Source organism: Rhodoferax sp. PAMC 29310 (assembly GCF_017948265.1).
Lineage (GTDB): Bacteria > Pseudomonadota > Gammaproteobacteria > Burkholderiales > Burkholderiaceae_C > Rhodoferax.
The window spans coordinates 3,725,107-3,745,347 of sequence record NZ_CP072852.1 but is presented as its reverse complement, the minus strand read 5'-3'; the positions used below and the strand labels follow the sequence as shown (position 1 = coordinate 3,745,347).

Sequence of the window (20,241 nt, the reverse complement as noted above, 5' to 3'; positions counted from 1 at the left end):
ATTGATCATTGATACACTTATCGTTTGATGATATGCCTTGGCATAGGTTCACAAAGTTCACTGGCCACAAGTTTGGAATATTTGCTTGGCTTGGATGGCAATATTGAAGTCCAAAATGATGCGGGCTACTGGGTCAAGATGGAGGTTGCGAGTGTGCCCGTAACGGCGGAACGACCGCACGGTATCCGATACAGCCTGACGCTGCATGCGCCGGACAGCACCCGGCTCATTGGTTTTGATAATGCCCATGGCGTGAAGCCGGTAGGCTCGCGTTTTAAGCATGCTGGTAAAAGGTTTCCGTACGACCACCGTCATTGACACGCTTTGGACGAGGGGGTGCTGTATGAGTTTGACACTGCTTACCAGTTGGTCAGTGATTTTTATGCTGAAGTAGATCGCGTTTTGAAGGAGATCAGTCCATGAACAAGGTATTGAAGTTCGGTATTGCGCCAGTGCCTGTGCAGCGCGCCCGCACACTGGCAATTGCGGCTGAAACACGCCAACGCGGCAAAGATGAACCCAACGTTTGGTTTCCCACTGTGACCGCCATGGCACGGGTGCTGTCCGATGAGAACATGGCCTTGCTCAAGGTCATTCGTGAGAGTCACCCAGACTCCATGGACGCCTTAGCCAAGGCGGTCGGGAAACATGCGCCCAACGTGTCACGGTCGCTGCACACCATGGCCCAATATGGTTTGGTCAAACTCACCAAGCATGGCCGAACGGTCGTTCCGCAGGCTACCTCCGAGAGGGTTACTGTTGATTTTTCCTGGGGTTGCTGACATTACAACGCTGGATTAAGCGATTTCAGCAAATATCGTGTCCCTCTTTCATGAGGGAAATCCGCTCGTTTTACCTTTTCGAGGGGATGGGCTCATTTAGCCATGAACGCACTCCTTTCCATCTAATAATCGAACGGGCACTCTTCTTTCATTTACATAGGTTTCATCGGTAACCCATTAGGTTCGGTAGCCACAATACGATCTGAGGAAAAGTCGTCATCAGTACCAATGCCACCAGCAGCACTCCAATGAACAACCACGCTTCACGGATCATGCCCTTGAGCGACACGCCAGCCAGCGCGTTGATCACAAACAAAAGCATGCCGAATGGTGGCGTGACCAGCCCAATCATCATATTGACCGCCAGCACCACGCCCAGGTGCACGAGGTCAATACCCAGCAGCTTGGCTGTCGGCAGCAGAATGGGAACCAGCACCAGCAACATGATAGACGTGTCAAGAAAGCATCCGAGTACTAGGAACAGCACATTCACCATCAACAGAAACCCCAGTGGCGACAGGTCCATACCGGTCAACCAAGCGGCCACCAGCCCGGGCACGTTTTCTGCCGTGAATGCATAGTTGATGACAAAGGCCGAGGCAATGATCAGCGTCACCGATGCGCTTGCCTTGGATGACTCGACCAAAATCTCGTAGAACCTTCTCCAGCTCAATGCCTTGTAAACGATGCTGGCCAGGAACAGTGCATAAAGGGCTGCGACCGACGCCGCTTCGGTTGGCGTGAATATGCCTGTGTAAATTCCGCCCAGCAGAACGACAGGCAAAGTCAGTGGGAGAATGCCGCGCAACAAAATGCGGGGATAAGCCCGCAGCGCAATCTTCTCACCACGGGGCAGATTTCGTTTGGCGGCGACGAAATGCACCGCAAGCATCAAGGCCACGGCCATCAGCAACCCGGGGACGACACCACCCAGAAAAAGGGCCCCCACCGATGCGCCGGATACCATGGCGTAGATCACCAGTGGAATGGACGGCGGAATAATGGGACCGATTGTTGATGAGGCCGCCGTCAACGCGCCGGCAAATTCTGCGCTGTAACCGTTTTTCTGCATCATACGGATGCTCACGATGCCCGGCCCTGCCGCGTCTGCAATTGCACTGCCACTCATGCCGGAGAAAATTACGCTGACGATGATGTTGACATGCGCCAGTCCGCCGCGCAGGCGACCGACGATGGCCAGGGCAAAATCAAACAAACGCTCGCTGACTGTGCCGGAATTCATCACTGATGCAGCAAAGATGAAAAGCGGAACGGCCAGCAAAATGTAGCTGTTGTAAAGCCCATTGAGAACTTGCTCGGCCACTAAGCCCAGGTCTTGGCGCTTGAACGCCAGATAGGACACGCCACTGATCAGCATGCCAAAACCGATCGGCAGGCGCAGCACCAGAGTGACGACCAGCATACCCAGTAAAACCATCAACGCCTGACTCATAACTGCTCCTTCCAGTTGCGCCCGAGTAAGCGAACAAACTTGATGACATATTGGATGCCGATGACCGCCACAAACAGCAGGAACGGCGCAAAGACATAGGAAAAGGGAATGTCCAGAACGGGTGTTTTCTCCCGGTACATGAAGCGGATGTAGTCGAATGCTTCGGGCAGCATAAATAGCATGAGGCCAGCCGTCAGGGCCGCACCGATCAGGCCGAATACCCGCTGCCCGGCAGGTGGCAGCGCGGCATAGACCAGGTCCAGCATGACATGCTCTTTTTCCTTCAGGAGTGTGGCAGCGCTCCAGAACACCATCAAGATGTACAGCACGACGATCAACTCGTCCGACCAAGCCAGCGGCTGGTTGAACACAAATCGCATGCCAACCTGCACCACAAATATCAAAAAGAGAAGGGCGAAAACGGCCGCCGCCACACCTTCGGCGATACGCCGTGAACGCTCCAGCATGGTGACTCCTTTATTTGGTCTGATTCACGCGCTCAAGCAGTCCTTTGGGCCAGACCTTAGCGTAGTCCGAGTTCAGGTAAGTTGCCTGAACCGACTTGCGAAACGCATCAACATCGGGTGTAGTCACTTGCAGGCCTTGTTGCCTGAAGAATTCCACCAACTGCGACTCTTCTTTGATGCGGTTTTCATTGTTGTAGCTCGACGCCGCCTGCGCCGCTGCCGTCATCTTCTGCTTTTGTGTCGCATTCATTGAATTCCAGGCTTTGTTGGAAATGGCGATGAAGATGCCGTCCACCAAGTGGCTGGTCATCACGATCTGCTTGGTCACTTCGTAAAACTTGGCGGCGCGCACTGTCGGCAGTGGGTTGTCCTGACCGTCAATGGTGCCGGTCTTCAGACCCAGGTAGACCTCGCCGAAGGCCAGTGGTGTGGGTGTAGCGCCCAGCGCGTCGCCCAGAAATAGCCATTCTTTAGAGCCGGGCATGCGCAGCTTCACGCCTTTCAGGTCGGCGGGGGTCTTGACGGAGCGGACTTCCCTAAGGTTGACCTGGCGAGTGCCGAGGTAGATCGTGGACAGGGGGGTGACATCCATTTTTTCAGCCACCGACTTGAACATTTCAGCGCCAATGGGGCCATTGAAAACCTTTTGCTGGTGCTCCGGATCGCGAATGACATAGCCGGCTGTGAAGATCGAAAACTCTGGCACCAACTTGGCGATGTCGAACGCTGATATCGATGACAACTCCAAATTGCCGCGCGCCATAGCGGCCGGCTCAGTTCCCTGCTTGAAGAGCGAGGCATTCAGGTTAATTTGCACATCAAATTCACCGGGCAAACTTTTTTCCAATTCGTCTTTGAAGACCGTCCACATCTTGGCATGCCAGTCGTCTGGAACGGCGGGCGTTGAGACGCGCAGAACCATTTTGTTCTGGGCGTGGGCTGCCGGCAGGATGGCGCCCATCAGCACAACGGAAGAGGCTGCGACCAGCAATGTGCGGCGAAGTAGGGAATGTTTCATGTTGTCTCCTTTTTGTCTATCGGTTGGCTAACTTATCAAAAAACGTGACCGAAGTCAGGTCGCACTCAGTCGCGATCCGGATTGATGCCAAATGCCAGGATCGTGCGCTCCAGAGACTTGAATTCTTCGGCGCTCAAGGCCACCAGCGGCGCTCGCACGCGCAGCCAAGTTGGATCTCCGCTCAGCATTGCCATGATGCCCTTGAGTGCCGGCATCAGTGAATACGCACCCAGCAAGTCGATCAGCTGAATAACCCGCTCGCGTTCCGACGCCGTAGTTGGCGCGTCAGGCTGAGTCACCAAGCGGCTGACCAAGCGGGGCATGAAGTTGGCCAAGCCGCTGATGGCGCCAGTGCTCCCGCGCCGGCCCATTTCCGGCAGGTCGGGCTCGAAGCCGACGTACACCGTCAGATCTTTCATGAAGGCCTCGGCCAGCCCGACCGAGTGCGCGGTGGTGCAAGCGCTGTCCTTGATGCCCAGGATGGTGTCGGGGTATTGCTGCTTGAGCGCCCGAATGACTTGGTGCGACAGGCCAACGCCTGTCACCTGTGGGATGTGGTACAGGTAAAGCTTGAGCTTGGGCAGATCCTCACCCATGCGGTCAATCACATAGCGATAGCTATCAATGACGCCCTGGTCAGACACGCCCTTGAGGAAAAACGGCGGAAGCATCAGGCAGCCGTGCACGCCGAGTTTCACGGCATGTTGCGTTAATTCCAGCGTTTCTGGCAGCGCAGCGCAACTGGTGGACACCATGATTTGTGAGGCCAGAATGCCGTTTCCAATCAGCTTTTCGATAGCTTCCTTGCGCTCGGTCATGGAAAACGATGGCCCCTCGCCGGTGGTCCCAAACGATGTGACGCCAGGGCATCCACGGGCAAGCAGTGACTTGCAATGGATCGCCAGTCGGGTGTGATCAATGCTCAAGTCCGCATTCAGTGGCGTCAAGAGCGCGGGCCAGATGCCACGAAAGGCAGCCGCTTTGGTGGTGTTCGGGGGTGTCGTCATTCAGGGATCTCCAAAGACCACGGCATAGCGGGCCGCGGCAATCCAAGCACGCGAAGGTGCGCACTTTCAATGTGGTGGGAGAGTCGTTCAAGCACGGCCTGCGCGTCGCGTCGCTTGAGGGACTCGATGAACCAGAGGTGTTCCTCCATCGCTGGAATCAGCACCTGGGGTGACAGGGTGGACCCTTCGAGCTTGATCAAGCGCACCCGCAGGCTATTGATGCGGTACACCTCGGAAATCAGTTCATTGCCGAGTGCGTCGATCATCAGGTCGTGAAGACCCCAGTCCACCGTTGTCGCTTCATTGAGTAGGTCATCGTCAATGTCGCCCTTGCGTGCCCGATGGACGATATCGAGGTGGCTTTTTTCAATGGTGACCAGATCCCGATCGGACACTGTCGTTACAAAGCGCCTGGCAGCCTCGCGTTCCAGCAACTGACGCAATTGAAAGGCGTTGTTGATCAACTTCAGGTCGACATGGGCCACTTGCAGGCCACGTTGTGGCACGGTCTTGAGCAGCCCTTCAGCTTCCAGGCGCGGAATCAGCTCGCGCACGGCACCCAGTGGCATGCCCAGCAACTGCATCAGTTCGCGCTGGGAGATGAATTGGCCGGGGTGGATATTGGCGTCAACAATTTGCTGCTGAAAGCTCGCATAGGCCTGCGTGCGCAAGCTACTGGCAACGACGGGAGGAGTGACGCTCATGCTGGGCAATCTTTCCGGCTCTCGTTCACGGCGCGTCCGTTGAGATGACACCCTTGCGCAGCAGGATGTTGCCGTATTTGCGGGAGTCGCCAGTGCCCAAGATCAGGAAGGCGGACTGTGCATGCTGGTAAAAATCAAACCGCTCCAATGTGGCCGCAGGTGCTTCACCAGCCTGAGCCAGCTCAACCGCAAATTCGGCCACGGGCCCGGGAACGGCGCCCGTGTCACCCACCACCTGCATGGTCCAGGCCGCATGCGACGAAAAGTTGTCCAACGGAAGAACTTGAAGCACCGCATTGAGCGCCTGCGTTGCGCTGACGCCAGCCAGTTGCACCAGCCGTGCCCCCCCTTTGCGGGCCAAATGGGCCGCTGGGAAATTCGCGTCAACGATGGCCACGTCGTCGCCATGACCCATGCTTGCAAGTGCATGAAGCGTATCGGGCGTTAAGAGGAGAGGAACGTTTTTAAGCATTTAAAAGGAGTCGTTGGTTGACCAGGGCGTTGTGTTTTCCAAGTCGGCTTTATTTGCGAAGACCTCGGGATTTCCCGGTGTCAATTACTGACATGTTAGTTGTAGCATTGCTAAACTTTTATTGGGATAAACCCTGAAATGACATTTTTCTTTCCCGCATGCGCTGACAGCGGCCTGCGTCTCGGCTTGGGCGGTGCACCTTTAGGCAATCTGTTTGAAGCCGTTAGTGACGACGAGGCGCGGCACTTGGTAGATGCCGCGTGGCGCAGCGGTTGTCGCAGTTTTGACACCGCCCCACACTACGGTCATGGCCTCTCAGAGCGGCGTCTGGGCGATGCGCTGCGCAGCCAGGGGCGCGATGCGTTTGTGCTGTCCAGCAAGGTGGGCAGGCTGCTCATCCCTGACGCAAGCACCGCGCGTTCGCAGCATGGTTATGTGGACATTCTGCCGTTCCGGCAGACGTGGGACTTCAGCGCAGCCGGCACTCGCCGCAGCGTCGAAGACAGCCTGCAGCGCCTGGGTCTGGCCCAACTCGACGTGGTTTATGTGCATGACCCAGACGCGGCCACGCATGGCGCCAATGCGCCTGGCGTATTGCGCCAGGTGTTGGAAGAAACCCTGCCGGCGCTGGAGCAGCTCAAGCACGAAGGGCTGGTGGGTGCTGTCGGGCTGGGCACCAATGATGTGGCCGTGGTGCTACAGGTGCTGGCCGAAGCCGATCTCGATGTGCTGATGCTGGCTGGTCGCTATAGCCTGCTAGACCATAGTGGGTTGCCAGAACTGCTGCCTGCATGCTTGGCGCGTGGTGTGCATGTGGCGCTGGGCGGCGTGTTCAATTCAGGTATCCTCGCCACAGGAACGCGGGGCGGCGTACCTTCATTTAACTATGCACCAGCGGCCAAACCTTGGCTGCAACGCACGGCACAGATTGAAACTGTGTGTGAGGCGTTTGGCGTTCCGTTGCGTGCTGCCGCACTGCAGTTTGCATTAGCGCATCCGGCGGTTGACATCGTCATGCTGGGCGCGCGCAGGGTCGCAGAATGGGAGGATGCCCAAGCGATGTTGCGCTATCCGGTGACGCCTGAGTTCTGGACGGAGCTCCGGGTACAAGGCTTGATTCCTGTTCATGCGCCCACCCCATGAGTGTCGACGCGCATTTCCATTGTTGGCAGTTGGCACGTGGCGACTACGGCTGGCTGAACTCGTCGCTCACGCCGATTTACCGCGATGTGGCGATCAGCGATTGGCAAGCCCAATCAGCGCCGCATGGCGTGACTGGGGGCGTGCTGGTACAGGCTGCGCCCACCGAGGCTGAGACCGATTTTCTTCTGGCCCAGGCCGACGCCAACCCTTGCGTTCTCGGTGTGGTGGGCTGGACTGACCTGGCCGCCGCCCATGCGCCCGCGCGCATTCAACACTTGGCGCGCCATCCCCGGCTCAAGGGCTTGCGTCCCATGCTTCAGGACATCGACGATGCTGAGTGGATACTGCAGCCCGATCTGGCGCCCGCGTTGAACACCCTGATTGACTGCGACCTGGTGTTTGATGCACTCGTAACCCCCAGGCACTTACCTCACCTGCTGACATTGGCCGCTCGTTATCCCGGTTTGCGCATCGTGGTCGACCATGCCAGCAAGCCCAACATTGCCGGCAACGAATGGCAGCCTTGGGCTGACGACATCGCCCGATTGGCCTCGAAAACAGACGCTTTCTGCAAACTATCCGGGTTGCTGACCGAAGCCGGTCCGACGCCCTCGCCCAGCGTGGTCCACCCTTGGGCCAAGCATGTTTTGCACTGCTTTGGCGCAGACCGCCTGGTGTGGGGCAGCGATTGGCCTGTGCTCGAATTGAGCAGTACCTACGCACAGTGGTGGGCTGCGACAGAGACGCTATTGACCCCTCTAGACAAGCAACCGCAACTCGCCGTCATGGACACCAATGCCCGGCGACTGTACCGGTTACCACCGGCCTCACGGACTTGAGCTACTACTTTCCCCAAATGACAACTGAAAAGGAGACCCACGGATGAAAAATAGATCATTGACGAAATTTGCGAAATCTCGCCAAAACCAGTCTTTCCTTGCCATTCCCTTGAGTGTGGCATCTAGTACCTTGACCGGGGAGGCGCTCCATGCAATGGCTGCCTGACGACGGACTAACAGGAACGCTGCTTGGTCGCGCGTGGATCCCGGGGCCAGTTCCAGGGCCATCGGTCATCGTTTTGCGTGCAGACGGCGTATACGATCTGTCGGAACATTTTTCGACGATGAGTGAGTTGCTTGATGTCCCCGACCCGGTCGCGCAGGTCCGTGCGGCCGCTGGGCGCCGTGTCGGCTCGATCGATCAATTGATGCCAGACGTGAAAGACCAGTCGGACGCGCCTCAGGTTTTGCGCTTGCTGGCCCCCTGCGACTTGCAGGTCATCAAGGCAGCGGGCGTGACCTTTGCTGCCAGCCTCATCGAGCGGGTCATCGAAGAGCAGGCACGTGGCAACGCCGACCAGGCGGCGACCGTCAGGCAGCAGGTTGTGGCGTTGTTAGGGGGCGATCTCAGCACCATCAATCCAGGGTCAGCGCAGGCCGTTCAACTGAAAGCGTTATTGATACAGAAAGGCATGTGGTCGCAATATCTGGAGGTCGGAATTGGCCCTGATGCCGAGGTGTTCACAAAGGCACCGGTACTCTCTAGTGTGGGCAGCGGGGCGCAGGTGGGCATTCATCCCGGCTCGGTTTGGAACAACCCTGAGCCCGAGATCGTCTTGGCCGTGAACAGCCGGGGCGAAGTCGTGGGGGCCAGCCTTGGCAACGACGTGAATCTGCGTGACTTTGAGGGGCGCAGTGCGCTGCTGCTGGGCAAGGCGAAGGACAACAACGCGTCTTGCGCCATCGGACCGTTTATTCGGCTGTTCGACGAAAGCTATGGCATCGACGATGTCCGCCGTTGCACCGTCAGCCTGCAAGTGCGAGGGGTTGACGGGTTTGAGTTACATGGCAGCAGTTCGATGGCGAAGATCAGCCGCGACCCTCTGGACTTGGTCGCGCAGACGCTGGGCGCGCACCATCAGTACCCCGATGGGTTCATGTTGTTCTTGGGAACCATGTTTGCGCCTACACAGGACCGGGGCCAAGCCGGCACCGGTTTCACCCACCATTTGGGTGATGTGGTGCAGATCGCGAGCCCGAAACTCGGGGTGCTGGTCAATGAAGTGAATCACTCAGACCGAGTGACACCGTGGACCTTCGGACTGCGTGCGTTTTTCGCCAACCTAGCGGCTCGTGGGCTCTGACGCGACCAACTCGGAAACAGTTCGGCGCTATCAGCGTCAAAGCTGTTTTATTGATTAACATTTATTCGCACTAGCTAGAGGTGACGCCACGATTCCATTTATCCGCCACCATCCCGACGACGACGTTCTGATCGCTCGAATCCAGCTCGTTGGCGGCACGCAAGTGGAGGAAATTACGGTACGGGGCCTGATTCCACCGGGGCACAAACTCGCAAGACGGGCGCTAGCGGTCGGTGAGCCGGTGCGGCGCTACAACCAAGTCATTGGCTTTGCCAGCAGGCCGATCGCTGCCGGTGAGCATGTGCATACGCACAACTTGAACTTGGGCTGCGACAAAGGCGATTTTTCTCGCGACTATGCCGTTGGCGCCGACGTAAAACCGCCAACCGAGCCGCAGGAAGCGACCTTCCTTGGAATAAGACGAGAAGACGGTCGCGTGGGGACACGCAACTACATCGGCATACTGACCACAGTGAACTGCTCCGCAACGGCGGCACGTTCTATAGCCGATCATTTTTCAAGCCACACCAACCCATTGGCCCTAAAAGACTTCCCAAACGTCGACGGAGTGGTGGCTTTGACACACAGTACCGGTTGTGGAATGGACTCGGAAGGACTGGGGATGAAAATCCTGCAACGCACGCTTGCTGGCTATGCGACGCATGCCAACTTTGCAGCCATTGTGGTGATCGGCTTGGGCTGCGAGGCCAATCAGATCAAGGGCTGGCTGGTGAACAGCGCGCTGAGTGAAGGCCATCGTTTCCGAGTATTCAACATTCAAGACATCGGCGGTACTCGCAAAACGATTGAAAAAGGCGTGGCGCTGATCAACGAGATGCTGCCAAAGGCCAATAACGTGATGCGGGAGCCGTGCAGCGCCGCTCACATCACCCTAGGTCTGCAATGCGGCGGCTCTGAGGGTTACTCCGGCATCAGCGCGAATCCTGCTCTAGGTGCAGCGGTAGACCTACTCGTGGCCCACGGGGGCACCGCCATCCTGAGCGAAACACCAGAGATTTACGGGGCCGAACATTTACTAACCCGCCGTGCGGTGCGCCCCGATATCGCCGAAAAACTGATCGCACGCATCAAGTGGTGGGAGCAATACACCAAAATTAACGAGGGGGAAATGAATAACAACCCCTCGCCTGGTAACAAAGCGGGGGGCTTGACCACAATTCTCGAGAAATCGCTTGGCGCGGTTGCTAAGGGTGGCACCAGCAACCTCGAGGCGGTTTATGAATATGCGGAGTCGGTCAAGGTCCATGGCTTTGTCTATATGGATACACCGGGCTACGACCCTGTCAGCGCCACAGGTCAGGTCGCTGGGGGTGCCAACATAATCTGCTTCACCACCGGACGAGGCTCTGCCTATGGCTGCGCACCGTCACCCTCGCTGAAGCTGGCTACCAACTCGGCGCTGTGGCAACGGCAGGCAGAAGACATAGACATCAATTGCGGTGAAATCATCGACGGTAATGTCTCGATTCAAGAAATGGGGCAGCGGATTTTTCAACAAATTTTGGTTACCGCGTCTGGGGAAAAAAGCAAGAGCGAGCAACATGGCTATGGGCAAAATGAGTTCGTGCCATGGCAGGTTGGTGCGGTCATGTAGTCATGACAATGCCCAGATTGACCGACAACAATTCACGAATGCCCAGCCACGTATCAACAAATTAAAGTGCCAAAGCATGTTTGATGGATTACTTGGGAGAAAGGTTTTCTATTTTTTGACAAGAAGACACAGCGCAACTATCCATCCGAGACTCGGATAGGACATTCAGGTTTTCCGATTTCTCAATGTAATCGATCTGCCGCCGGAACATCGACTCCCAGCCCGCGCGAGATGTCGTCCATCGTCACATCAAAACGCCCATTTGATATAGCCCAACCAGCCGCCGCCGTCCAAACCTGACGCATGACACGCGGCGTCATTGTGGCCAGCAGATGAAGAACTTCGCCTCGAAGGCGTTTGACTGGCACGCCAAGCGCGGCAGAGGCGGTAGCAGTGACAGACAGGGCGATGGTTATGGCTGACCGAGCGTCTGGTTTGCCAACCAAGATCAGCTTGAACCGACTCAACAGTGGCGCCGACAAACCGCGTAGTGAATTGGCTGTGGCGATCCAGATGATGTGACGAGCGTCTACCCGGATTTCAGCGCAGCGGTCCCTGTGTTCTTTGGCCGTGGCGGGTTCTAACAAAGCCAATAATTCGTTCAATGGGTTGCGCTCAGACCCACTGCTTAACGTCGAATTCGACGCCTTGTCGATCTCATCGAGACAGATGACTGGATTGGCGAATTCGCCCTCGGTCAGTAGCTTGAAGACGACGCCGATGGAGCTATTCCCCCAGCTTTTATCAACGCCCGACAACACGTTGCCGATGGCACCAGCCGCTGAATAGCTCACGGTGTGCGTGTCTGTTGCTGGTTGTACTGAAGTTCAATTCAGTCAGTTGTGAGAGCGCACCCTGAGAGACTGACAACGGCGACAAACGATGCAATGGCAAGAATTCTTACGTTCATGATTTGATTTATTCCTTTTAATAAAAATGCCGACAAACCCGCATGTCATTTTGGGCGATTCTAGGCTTCAATCAAGCTGAGAATGCAAATTGGGATCGCATCTCGAATGACCGAAAACGCTGCAGACCTGTCTCAAACTTTTCCGCGGCCAGCGTCAGCAATACGGATGGGATGCCGCCGATTGAGCGACAGCTTTATGGAACCTCGACGGTGAAAATCTTTCTACCGCCCGAAAGCTGCCACCCGGGAGCACCTGCTTCTGGTCGGCTGGAGCCTTCCGCAGTTGTGACCTGTATGTCGGGTAACGCTGCGCAGGAGCCGACCAAAGGCCAATTTCCGCTTTTCCAGACCGAACGACTGGTATTGAGAATTCGGTTCGCCCTGTGGCCGCAATGGGGCAACTGGCTCCAATGTCTGGACATGGTCGTCAAGAGCCAGTGGCCGCACCAAGCCCTATGACCGGTTGCGCCCGCGAAGCAGTCACATGCCATTCTCATCCCCTTGCCCCTGCCCTGCCCCCGGTCCTAAGATGCAGGGTTTTAACGGAGGGATTCTCAATGAAGCATTCTTTGATCGGGCTGGGCTTGGTGGCTGCCTTTGGCAGTGCGGGCCTGCAGGCGGCGGAGGTGAGTTTGCGCATCCTGGAGACCACGGACGTGCACATGAACCTGCTCGACTACGACTACTACCAGGACAAGGCGACCGACCAATACGGACTGGCCCGCGCCATCACGCTGATCAAGGCGGCACGGGCAGAAGCCACCAACAGCCTCTTGTTTGACAACGGCGACTTGCTGCAAGGCACCCCGTTGGGCGATGTAATGGCCAAGATCCACCCCCTGAAGGCAGGCCAGGTACACCCCGCCTATAAGGTGATGAACCAGCTGGGTTACGACGCCGGCAACCTGGGCAACCACGAGTTCAACTTTGGCCTGCCCTTCTTGCGCCAAAGCATTGCCGGGGCCAACTTTCCCTACGTCAGCGCCAATGTGTATGTGGATGACGCCGACAAAGACAGTGCCCGCGCCAAACATGCGTTCACGCCTTACGTGCTGCTGGACCGCCAGTTGAAAGACGCACAGGGCAACAGCCACTCGATCAAGGTCGGAGTGATTGGTTTTGTGCCGCCGCAGATCATGCAGTGGGACAAGGCCCACCTGGAGGGCAAGGTGGTGACCCGCGACATGGTGGAGGTGGCGAAGAAGTACGTGCCTGAAATGCGGGCCAAGGGCGCGCAACTCATCATTGCCATTCCGCACTCTGGTTTCGAGAAAATTCCGGCGGGTGCCCGGGCCGAGAACGGCGTGGCGGGCCTGGCCAACGTGGGAGGTATTGATGCCATTCTGTTTGGCCACTCGCACGCCGAATTTCCCAGCAAAGCCTTTGCCGAGTTCCCCAAAGCCGACGTGGCGCGGGGCACGATCAACGGCGTGGCCGCCGTGATGCCCGGACGCTGGGGCGACCACCTCGGCATCGTGGACTTCACGCTGGACAATAGCAGCGGCCAATGGAAAGTGGTGCAAAGCCAGTCCAGCATTCGCCCCATTTTTGACCGCGCGGCCAAGAAGTCGCTAGCCGCTGCTGACCCCATGGTCGCAGCCACCATTGCCGACGAGCATGCGCAAACCTTGGCCTATGTGCGCAGCCAAGTGGCCGAGAGCAGCGCGCCGATTTACAGCTACTTTGCGCAGGTCAGCGACGACCCCTCGGTGCAAATCGTATCCAACGCCCAAATTGCTTACGTGAAGCGTGCCATGCAGGGCACGGACTATGAAAAGTACCCGGTGCTGTCCGCAGCGGCCCCATTCAAATCCGGCGGGCGCCAAGGCTGGTCTTACTACACCGACATTCCGGCCGGTCCACTGGCCATCAAGAACGTGGCCGACCTCTACATCTACCCCAACACCTTGAAAGCCATGTTGCTCACGGGCGCGGAGTTGAAGGAATGGATTGAGATGTCTGCCGGGCAGTTCAACCGCATCGACCCCAAAGGCGCGCCAGAGCAGCGCCTGATCAACGACGCCTTCCCGTCTTACAACTTCGACACCCTTGACGGGGTGAGCTATGAGCTGGACGTGACGGAGCCGGCCAAGTACACCGAAAAAGGCGTGCTAGCGGTGCCCGCCGCCAACCGGGTCAAGAACCTGATGTTCAACGGCCAACCCATTGACCTGAACGCCAAGTTCATTGTGGCCACCAACAACTACCGCGCGTTTGGCGGCGGCAACTTCCCCGGCTTGACGGCGGCCAAAGTCATTTTTGACGCGCCGGAGGAAAACCGCGAAGTGTTGATTGAGTACCTGACCAGCTTCGCTTCGCAAACGGGGCAAAAGGCACTGAACCCGTCCGCCGACGGCAACTGGCGCCTGTTACCGGTACCCGGTGTCAAGCTCGGGTTTTTGTCGGCCAGCGGCGCCGGCAAGTACGTGGGCCAGCACCCTGGCATTCAACTGGTCAAAGACAACGGCGATGGCTCGGCGCTGTTTGAGCTGACGAAGTAGGCTGACCGGGACCCCCGCATTCACCCGGTGGCCAAACCATCGTGGAGCAGGCCCTGTTGATGACGCCAACCGGGCCGGCGGGTGGGGCGCCAAGCTGGAGATATCTTGCAAGCATCTCGCCCGCCAATGCTTTCACGAAACCCTGCGATAATTTTCCTCACGTCGCACCCGTCCTTGGCCTTCGCCAAGTGCCACTGGTGAATCGCTTCGTCGGCGATACCGATCGACTGGCAAATGTGGAACCGGATCCGTTTTTTTAACAACGCCGACTGAAGTGACACTCTATGCTGCCAACAAAAATTCAACAGGAATCGACCGAGCGTGAACAGACCAATGTCAGCCTGCGCGAGGAACGCACAGAGGCTGATCGGGAGATGACTGCGAACCGACTAGTCACCGAAAAGGATGCTGACGCGGTCCTGGAACACGCCCGGGATAACGCCGACGCTGTGCTGGTCGCGGCCCGCGAAAAGGCAGACAACACGGCGGACGCCACCACTTCGCAGGAAACTCAAGCTGCAATTGCTGAGGATCGGGAGGTCGAAGACTCAACCCTGCGTGATGAAAGGGCCGCAGCCGATAAGGACGTGCGGCGCGAGCGTCAGGTGAGGGCCGGCATCCTGACGCGGCTTTTGCCGCTGGAGCGCGACGCCACCGATCAATACCTGCTCACGGAGCGCGCCCGCTCCGACGACGCACTTGCCACCAGGGACGATTTCCTGGCCATGGTCTCTCATGATTTGCGCGATCTCCTGAACGGCATTGTGGTGAGTTCGCAGCTTCTTGCCCAAAAGCTTGAGAAACACACCGACCGCGACGGGTTGTTGCTTGAAACAACCCGTATCGAGCGCTACGGCGCGCGCATGAACCGCCTGATTGGCGATCTGGTTGATATCGCCAGCATCGATGCCGGAAAACTCGCCATGCAAACGGTTCAGGGCGACGTTGCTTCTCTGGTGGTTGAGGCGGTAGAGGCCCTTCAGATCACCGCATCGGCAAGGGGCGTGTCACTCGCGGTTCGGGAGATTCAACAACCTTGCCTGGCTGAATTCGATCACGATCGGATGCTGCAAGTGCTCGGCAACCTGGTCACCAATTCGATCAAGTTCACGCCCAAGGGCGGCAGTATCCGCGTCCAATGCGAACGCGTCGGAGACTGGCTTGAGTTTTGCGTTGACGACACCGGCGAAGGAATCCCCGCAGCGATGTTGGAGGCCATATTCGAGCGGTTCCGGCAAGTTGGCAAGAATGACCGGCGGGGACTGGGCTTGGGCCTGTACATCTCGCGGTGCATTGTGGAGGCCCATGGGGGCAACATAAGGGCAGAAAGCAGCCCGGGCCAGGGTACGCAGATGCATTTCACCTTACCGCTCAGCGCCAAACACAGTCACTGATGTATTTCCGCTCTGGCGGACGGTCTGTGGTTAGCGATGCGATAACCGGGCTTTAGCGCCGCCCCTGCCCGGGCGACCCCTCGGCAAAGCGCTGCCACACGCGGCGAAAGTCGCACGCCGAGGCGAAACCGCAACGCTCGGCCACTTGCTCCACGGACAGCGGCGGATTCAGCGCCAGCAGGTCTTTAGCGCGGGCAATGCGCAACTGCTGCTGATACGCCAGCACGCCAATGCCGGCGTGCTGCCCAAACAAACGACTCAGGTGGCGGGCACTCACACAGGCCTCTTCAGCCAGATCCGGCAACGTCCAGAGACGAGCCGGGTCACGCGCCAGCGCGTCTTGCGCGCGGTGCACCGCCGGGTGCATGTGGTTGCGGTAGGCCAGCCACGGAGAGGTTTGCGGGTCGTTCGGCCCGCGGCGCTGGTACATGACCAGCCGACGGGCAACGCGGGCCGCTAGTTCGGGCCCGGCGTGTTGCTCAACAAGGTGCAGCGCCAAATCAATGCCGGTGGTGGTGCCTGCGCTGGTGAGCACCCGGCCGTCGTCCACAAAGATACGGTCGGTTTCCACCTGCGCGATGGGGTCGGCGGCTTTCAATGCATCAATCAGGCTGTGGTGGGTGGTGCAGCGCCGCCCCTGCAGGCAGCCGGCTTGCGCCAACAGCAAGGCGCCTGAGCAAATGCTGGCGAGCTGCGTGTCGGCCACCGGGGCGGTGCGCAACCAATTCACCACCTGCCTCGCCTCAGGGGTGGCGTAGTCTGCGGCCTCATTGCTATTTCCCACCACCAGCACCAGACTGCTCGGTGGCAGGGTGGCAGGCAGCGGCGCCAGGCCGCCCAAGGCCACGCCGAGTGAGGTCGCAATATCAGGCTGCGGCCCACAGGGATGCAGCGTGAAGGGCGCGCCCATGTCGCGCGCCATGCGCAGCGCCTCGGCCGGCCCGGCGAAGTCCAGCATCAGCACATTGGGCGTGAGCACCAGCCAGATGTTCAGGTTCATGGGCTGCGCCGCAACCGGTCCAACAGACGCGCTCCAAACAGATTGACCAGCAAGCCGGCCATGAGCAAAGCGCCGCCTGCAAAGTGCACGGGCTGCAGGGCCTCGTCAAACACCAGCCAGCCGGTGGTCAGCCCCACCACGGGCACCAGCAAACTGAACGGCGCCACCCGGTTGGCGGGGTAGCGAGACATCAGCAGCGTCCACAGCCCGTAGCCCAGCAAGGTGGCCGCCCAGGCAAGGTATGCCACCGCCGCAAAAGAGTGCAGGCTGAAGTTGCTCAAGGCGTGGCTGATGGCCTGCGGGCCTTCGATAAAGTAAGACAGTGCCAGAAAAGGCAGAGGGGGCACCAGGCTGGCCCACACCACAAAAGCGAGTTGATTCATGGGCGCATAACGCCCTACGGCCCGCGTCACGATATTGCCGCAGGCCCACATCACTGCGGCGGCCACGGTCAGAAAGAAGCCGCCCAGTGACATGCTCACGCCGTGTGCGCTACCAATCAAAGCCAAGCCAACGGCGGCCAACCCCAAGCCGGCCAACTGGTTGGCGCGCCAGTGCTCCTTGAGCCACAACGCTGCCAGCACCATGGTGAAAAACGCTTGCGATTGCAGCACCAGCGAGGCCAGCCCCGACGGCATCCCCACATGGATGGCGGTGAACAAAAAGGCAAACTGCCCCACGGAGATGGTCAACCCATAAGCCAGGTAAAGCCGAAACGGCACCTTGGGTGGGCGCAGAAAAAGCAGGGCCGGAAACGCCGCCAGCATAAAGCGAAGCGCCCCCAGCAAAAGCGGCGGCACATCGGCCACGCCGGTTTTGATGACGGCAAAGTTCACGCCCCACACACAGATGACCAGCAGCGCCAAACCCACATCGCGTGGGCGCATCGCCTCGCCGCTCATGGCGCCCCGTCTAAGGGGGCGGGCGCACAGCCCTGCGGCTTGAAAACCCGCGTCGTTGATGCCGGGTTTCTCGCCAAGGCATCGGCGGGACGCACGGGGCGGCGCACGAACTCTCCGCCGCAGTTGGGGCACACGCCGTGCAGGCGCTGGGCCACACAGTCGGCGCAGAAAGTGCATTCAAACGAGCAGATCATGGCCAGCGGCGAGGTGGGTGGCAAATCGATGTTGCAGCACTCACAGTTGGGGCGAAGTTGAAGCATGGTTGAGAAATCCGGCTAGGTTCAGGCGGCCAGTGGCGTCAGTTGCGCCAAGCATTGGTCGACGGTGACGATACGCGCAAACCTCTGCGCCAGCACCAGTTCGGTGTGGGCTTTGATCTCGGCGGCCGAATAGCAGCGACCACTGCCGGCATGGGTCATGAGAAAGGTGAGCGTGGCCTCGGTCACGTAGTCCACCGTGTAACCCATGTCGGCCCCCACGCGGTTGGTGGTCTCACAGCATTGCTCGGTTCGGATGCCGCTGATGATGAGGTGGTTAATGCCGCGCCGGCGCAGCCACAGGTCCAACCCGGTGTCAGAAAACGCGTTGTGCGTGTGTTTGTCAAACCGCACATCGGGCGCGCCGGGCAGCCAGTCGAGGGGCTTCACAAAGCCGGACTCCAGCGTGAACGGTCCGCTTTGCCCCACATGAAAGATGTGCACCACCGGCACGCCTTGGGCCCGGCAACCCGCCTCCAAGCGCAGCAAGGCAGACTGAAACGCGGGCACGTCGTCCTCGGTCCAGAACGGCATCTGGGGAAAGGACTCTTGCACGTCAATGACGATGAGGGCAGACTTCAATGGATCTGATTGGGACATTTTTGACTTTCCATGATTGGCAGATGACTAATCCTAGGCTTTGACCGGCAAAGATATAAGCGCCTATTGCGACCAATAGAGGACAAATTACGCCATCAATCTCCAAGCACCTGCCGCACATAAATGGCCAACTCGCGGGCGTGCCGCTCAGCGTCCGGGTCGTCATGGCTTTCCACCGCCTCAATCATGGCCAGATAGTGGGCTGGCAAGGCATTGGCCACAGCGCCGCGCAGCACATGCTCTTTGTACCAACTGAAGGGTTTCACGCTGGCATCGATGTCCAACGCCACGTAAATGCACGCGGTCTGGGTTTGGCCGTGAACATCAGTGACGGCGAGGTAGCTGCGCTCGTAGGCGTGGCCCCGGCCCTCATAGCCGTCCAGCACCAGCAAGTCGTCGTCTGACACCCGGTACAGCGCGCCATGCACGGCGGCGTCCGGTTGGGCGCAAAGCTGCACATCACACTTGCCTGAGCCGTCGGCCCGGTTGATCTTGTGAAACGCAAGGCGGTAACCCGCCAGCACGGCCCGGCCCAAAGCCTGAGCATTGGGCACGCGGGCCTGAATGCGCTCAAGCGCCATGTTGGAGCCGTAGGCAAAGTAAAGAGGAGAGGTAGACATGGGCCAAAGGGTAGCGCATACCGCCCCAGCTGTCGTCAGTGGGCTCGGCCTTCATTCAGGGCTCTCCTGTTTTAATGGCGTTTTGTGGTGTTTTATGCCTCTAGCCCCCACCCAATCAGTGCAACCCGCTATCAATGTGATATTCAGCCACCGGTAGCAGCTCAAATTGTCCCAGCGTGTGCGGCTCGCCATTCAGCAGCACGTCCACCCTGTGCGTGCCGGGGTAGTGTTTGCGGGTGCTCATTTCCGCCAGCGACAGGCGTTTGGACAAGTGCACGGTGGCGCCGGGGGCCAATTCCACGGTTTTGAGCTTGAAGACTTTGGGCTTGGGTTGGCCGTTGGCCTTGATGTAGTGCACGCAAAAGACCACCAACACCCGTTGCGCATGGGCGTGTGGGTTGTGCAAGTCAAAGGCCAAGGTCACGCTGGCACCCATGACAGCGGTGCTGGGGGCAATGGGCACATCGCGCAACGCCAGCTGGGCCGCCTGCCCAAAACCCAGCACCTTCAGCGCCCCCGCCTCCCCGCGTTTGACGGCGGAGCGCAGCGCGTGGCCGACGATCCACTGGCGGTTCTCAGAGGCGCCCTTTAACCAGCGCTGGGCAGTTTGGGTCAGCAGATCGGGGTGGTCTTTGCCAATGTCGTTGAGGTTGTTGGCCACCGAGCGACGCACAGACAGCTCGGGGTCGTCCTTGAGCAACCCCAACACCGGCGCGGGGTCTTTTTGAAACGCCCGCAATCGCGGCGCCCAGGGCAGGCGCGGGCGCGTGCCTTCAGACACCAGGCGGCGCACATGATGACTGGGGTCACAGGCCCAATGGCGCAGCCGCGCCAATGTGGCTTCTGGGTGTGCTTGCAAAAACGGGCGAATGCTGAACTCGGCCGTGAAGCGCTGGGTCAAGGCGTGCTGCGCCTGCATGGCCGCTTCAAAGTGTGCCAAGCCATAAGTGGCGACAAACTGGGTGTGGGGCAAAAACAAAAACGACGCCAGACTTTGGCCTGGATCCCGTCCGTGCGGTTGCTCTGCCGAGGCCACGAGGATGGCGGCAGCCTGCTCAAAATCGGCCGGCAAGTGCGCCTGCAAGGCGTGGGCAATGTGCTGGCCGCGCGGCATCAAGGCCAGTGCGTCATAGCCTTGCAGGGCATCTTGCAGAAAGGCGTCCACATCAAAGGCGGGGTGCACCGCCTTCACCATGCGGGCAATGGCTTGCGGCACGTCCGGGCCAAACTGGTTTTTTAGTGCTTCTGCCATG

The 20,241-nt window shown here is 58.8% G+C and carries 21 protein-coding genes; 8 read left to right on the top strand and 13 right to left on the bottom strand.

The window, feature by feature from the left end:
• Positions 1-72 precede the first annotated feature (72 nt).
• Positions 73-318 (top strand): DUF6516 family protein, encoded by a 246-nt coding sequence (locus tag J8G15_RS21690; protein WP_240538353.1) that lies wholly within the window; start codon positions 73-75, stop codon positions 316-318.
• 101 nt (positions 319-419) lie between these two features.
• Positions 420-782: a transcriptional regulator gene (locus J8G15_RS17410; RefSeq protein WP_210543756.1), complete on the top strand. Its 363-nt coding sequence runs from the start codon at positions 420-422 to the stop codon at positions 780-782.
• Between the two features lie 163 nt (positions 783-945).
• Here the strand turns inward: J8G15_RS17410 and J8G15_RS17405 are convergent, their stop codons facing one another.
• The 6 genes from J8G15_RS17405 to J8G15_RS17380 form a co-directional block, all read right to left on the bottom strand.
• A complete protein-coding gene (locus tag J8G15_RS17405) occupies positions 946-2,235 on the bottom strand; it encodes a TRAP transporter large permease (RefSeq protein ID WP_210543755.1) in 1,290 nt (429 codons plus the stop codon).
• A complete protein-coding gene (locus J8G15_RS17400) occupies positions 2,232-2,702 on the bottom strand; it encodes a TRAP transporter small permease (protein ID WP_210543753.1) in 471 nt (156 codons plus the stop codon). The genes J8G15_RS17405 and J8G15_RS17400 overlap by 4 nt, the downstream gene beginning before the upstream one ends.
• A 10-nt stretch (positions 2,703-2,712) precedes the next feature.
• Entirely contained in the window at positions 2,713-3,720 is a 1,008-nt protein-coding gene (locus J8G15_RS17395) for a sialic acid TRAP transporter substrate-binding protein SiaP (RefSeq protein WP_210543751.1), read from the bottom strand.
• Between the two features lie 65 nt (positions 3,721-3,785).
• A complete protein-coding gene (locus J8G15_RS17390) occupies positions 3,786-4,727 on the bottom strand; it encodes a dihydrodipicolinate synthase family protein (protein ID WP_210543749.1) in 942 nt (313 codons plus the stop codon).
• Positions 4,724-5,431, bottom strand: a complete 708-nt coding sequence (locus J8G15_RS17385; protein ID WP_210543747.1) for a GntR family transcriptional regulator — start codon at positions 5,429-5,431, stop codon at positions 4,724-4,726. The genes J8G15_RS17390 and J8G15_RS17385 overlap by 4 nt, the downstream gene beginning before the upstream one ends.
• A 25-nt stretch (positions 5,432-5,456) precedes the next feature.
• Positions 5,457-5,903: an RbsD/FucU family protein gene (locus J8G15_RS17380; protein WP_210543745.1), complete on the bottom strand. Its 447-nt coding sequence runs from the start codon at positions 5,901-5,903 to the stop codon at positions 5,457-5,459.
• A 138-nt stretch (positions 5,904-6,041) separates the two neighbouring features.
• On the opposite strand from J8G15_RS17380, the gene J8G15_RS17375 reads away from it, so the two are divergent.
• The 4 genes from J8G15_RS17375 (at position 6,042) to J8G15_RS17360 (ending at position 10,804) form a co-directional block, all read left to right on the top strand.
• Positions 6,042-7,046, top strand: a complete 1,005-nt coding sequence (locus J8G15_RS17375; protein ID WP_210543744.1) for an aldo/keto reductase — start codon at positions 6,042-6,044, stop codon at positions 7,044-7,046.
• Positions 7,043-7,885, top strand: a complete 843-nt coding sequence (locus J8G15_RS17370; protein WP_210543742.1) for an amidohydrolase — start codon at positions 7,043-7,045, stop codon at positions 7,883-7,885. The genes J8G15_RS17375 and J8G15_RS17370 overlap by 4 nt, the downstream gene beginning before the upstream one ends.
• A 149-nt stretch (positions 7,886-8,034) precedes the next feature.
• A complete protein-coding gene (locus J8G15_RS17365; protein WP_210543740.1) occupies positions 8,035-9,189 on the top strand; it encodes a fumarylacetoacetate hydrolase family protein in 1,155 nt (384 codons plus the stop codon).
• A gap of 91 nt (positions 9,190-9,280) precedes the next feature.
• On the top strand, positions 9,281-10,804 hold the full coding sequence (locus tag J8G15_RS17360) for a UxaA family hydrolase (RefSeq protein ID WP_210547643.1): 1,524 nt from the start codon (positions 9,281-9,283) through the stop codon (positions 10,802-10,804).
• Positions 10,805-10,986: 182 nt separating this feature from the next.
• On the opposite strand, the gene J8G15_RS17355 is transcribed toward J8G15_RS17360, so the two are convergent.
• Entirely contained in the window at positions 10,987-11,598 is a 612-nt protein-coding gene (locus J8G15_RS17355; protein ID WP_210543738.1) for an AAA family ATPase, read from the bottom strand.
• Between the two features lie 673 nt (positions 11,599-12,271).
• On the opposite strand from J8G15_RS17355, the gene J8G15_RS17350 reads away from it, so the two are divergent.
• Together J8G15_RS17350 and J8G15_RS17345 are read left to right on the top strand one after the other, a co-directional pair.
• A complete protein-coding gene (locus tag J8G15_RS17350; protein WP_210543736.1) occupies positions 12,272-14,215 on the top strand; it encodes a bifunctional 2',3'-cyclic-nucleotide 2'-phosphodiesterase/3'-nucleotidase in 1,944 nt (647 codons plus the stop codon).
• A 284-nt stretch (positions 14,216-14,499) separates the two neighbouring features.
• Positions 14,500-15,609, top strand: coding sequence for a HAMP domain-containing sensor histidine kinase (locus J8G15_RS17345; RefSeq protein ID WP_210543734.1), 1,110 nt, complete (start codon positions 14,500-14,502; stop codon positions 15,607-15,609).
• Between the two features lie 52 nt (positions 15,610-15,661).
• On the opposite strand, the gene J8G15_RS17340 is transcribed toward J8G15_RS17345, so the two are convergent.
• The 6 genes from J8G15_RS17340 to J8G15_RS17315 all read right to left on the bottom strand — a co-directional run bounded on the left by J8G15_RS17340 (position 15,662) and on the right by J8G15_RS17315 (position 20,240).
• A complete protein-coding gene (locus tag J8G15_RS17340; protein ID WP_210543731.1) occupies positions 15,662-16,609 on the bottom strand; it encodes a GlxA family transcriptional regulator in 948 nt (315 codons plus the stop codon).
• Positions 16,606-17,511, bottom strand: a complete 906-nt coding sequence (locus tag J8G15_RS17335) for an EamA family transporter (RefSeq protein ID WP_240538352.1) — start codon at positions 17,509-17,511, stop codon at positions 16,606-16,608. The genes J8G15_RS17340 and J8G15_RS17335 overlap by 4 nt, the downstream gene beginning before the upstream one ends.
• Positions 17,508-17,771, bottom strand: a complete 264-nt coding sequence (locus J8G15_RS17330) for a DUF1272 domain-containing protein (RefSeq protein ID WP_210543730.1) — start codon at positions 17,769-17,771, stop codon at positions 17,508-17,510. Before J8G15_RS17330 ends, J8G15_RS17335 begins: the two co-directional genes overlap by 4 nt.
• A 21-nt stretch (positions 17,772-17,792) precedes the next feature.
• Positions 17,793-18,368, bottom strand: coding sequence for a cysteine hydrolase family protein (locus J8G15_RS17325; protein WP_210543728.1), 576 nt, complete (start codon positions 18,366-18,368; stop codon positions 17,793-17,795).
• A gap of 95 nt (positions 18,369-18,463) precedes the next feature.
• Positions 18,464-18,988: a gamma-glutamylcyclotransferase family protein gene (locus tag J8G15_RS17320; RefSeq protein ID WP_210543726.1), complete on the bottom strand. Its 525-nt coding sequence runs from the start codon at positions 18,986-18,988 to the stop codon at positions 18,464-18,466.
• A 115-nt stretch (positions 18,989-19,103) separates the two neighbouring features.
• A complete protein-coding gene (locus J8G15_RS17315) occupies positions 19,104-20,240 on the bottom strand; it encodes a DNA alkylation repair protein (protein WP_210543724.1) in 1,137 nt (378 codons plus the stop codon).
• Position 20,241: the final 1 nt, after the last annotated feature.

What these genes read in the sequence shown, in the direction of transcription:
- J8G15_RS17375 (WP_210543744.1), top strand. Translation starts at nt 6,042, where the DNA reads ATGACATTTTTCTTTCCCGCATGCGCTGACAGCGGCCTGCGTCTCGGC.
- J8G15_RS17390 (WP_210543749.1), bottom strand. Translation starts at nt 4,727, where the DNA reads ATGACGACACCCCCGAACACCACCAAAGCGGCTGCCTTTCGTGGCATC.
- J8G15_RS17380 (WP_210543745.1), bottom strand. Translation starts at nt 5,903, where the DNA reads ATGCTTAAAAACGTTCCTCTCCTCTTAACGCCCGATACGCTTCATGCA.
- J8G15_RS17410 (WP_210543756.1), top strand. Translation starts at nt 420, where the DNA reads ATGAACAAGGTATTGAAGTTCGGTATTGCGCCAGTGCCTGTGCAGCGC.
- J8G15_RS17340 (WP_210543731.1), bottom strand. Translation starts at nt 16,609, where the DNA reads ATGAACCTGAACATCTGGCTGGTGCTCACGCCCAATGTGCTGATGCTG.
- J8G15_RS17320 (WP_210543726.1), bottom strand. Translation starts at nt 18,988, where the DNA reads ATGTCTACCTCTCCTCTTTACTTTGCCTACGGCTCCAACATGGCGCTT.
- J8G15_RS17395 (WP_210543751.1), bottom strand. Translation starts at nt 3,720, where the DNA reads ATGAAACATTCCCTACTTCGCCGCACATTGCTGGTCGCAGCCTCTTCC.
- J8G15_RS17370 (WP_210543742.1), top strand. Translation starts at nt 7,043, where the DNA reads ATGAGTGTCGACGCGCATTTCCATTGTTGGCAGTTGGCACGTGGCGAC.
- J8G15_RS17345 (WP_210543734.1), top strand. Translation starts at nt 14,500, where the DNA reads ATGCTGCCAACAAAAATTCAACAGGAATCGACCGAGCGTGAACAGACC.
- J8G15_RS17405 (WP_210543755.1), bottom strand. Translation starts at nt 2,235, where the DNA reads ATGAGTCAGGCGTTGATGGTTTTACTGGGTATGCTGGTCGTCACTCTG.
- J8G15_RS17350 (WP_210543736.1), top strand. Translation starts at nt 12,272, where the DNA reads ATGAAGCATTCTTTGATCGGGCTGGGCTTGGTGGCTGCCTTTGGCAGT.
- J8G15_RS17385 (WP_210543747.1), bottom strand. Translation starts at nt 5,431, where the DNA reads ATGAGCGTCACTCCTCCCGTCGTTGCCAGTAGCTTGCGCACGCAGGCC.
- J8G15_RS17365 (WP_210543740.1), top strand. Translation starts at nt 8,035, where the DNA reads ATGCAATGGCTGCCTGACGACGGACTAACAGGAACGCTGCTTGGTCGC.
- J8G15_RS17325 (WP_210543728.1), bottom strand. Translation starts at nt 18,368, where the DNA reads ATGTCCCAATCAGATCCATTGAAGTCTGCCCTCATCGTCATTGACGTG.
- J8G15_RS17315 (WP_210543724.1), bottom strand. Translation starts at nt 20,240, where the DNA reads ATGGCAGAAGCACTAAAAAACCAGTTTGGCCCGGACGTGCCGCAAGCC.
- J8G15_RS17330 (WP_210543730.1), bottom strand. Translation starts at nt 17,771, where the DNA reads ATGCTTCAACTTCGCCCCAACTGTGAGTGCTGCAACATCGATTTGCCA.
- J8G15_RS17400 (WP_210543753.1), bottom strand. Translation starts at nt 2,702, where the DNA reads ATGCTGGAGCGTTCACGGCGTATCGCCGAAGGTGTGGCGGCGGCCGTT.
- J8G15_RS17335 (WP_240538352.1), bottom strand. Translation starts at nt 17,511, where the DNA reads ATGAGCGGCGAGGCGATGCGCCCACGCGATGTGGGTTTGGCGCTGCTG.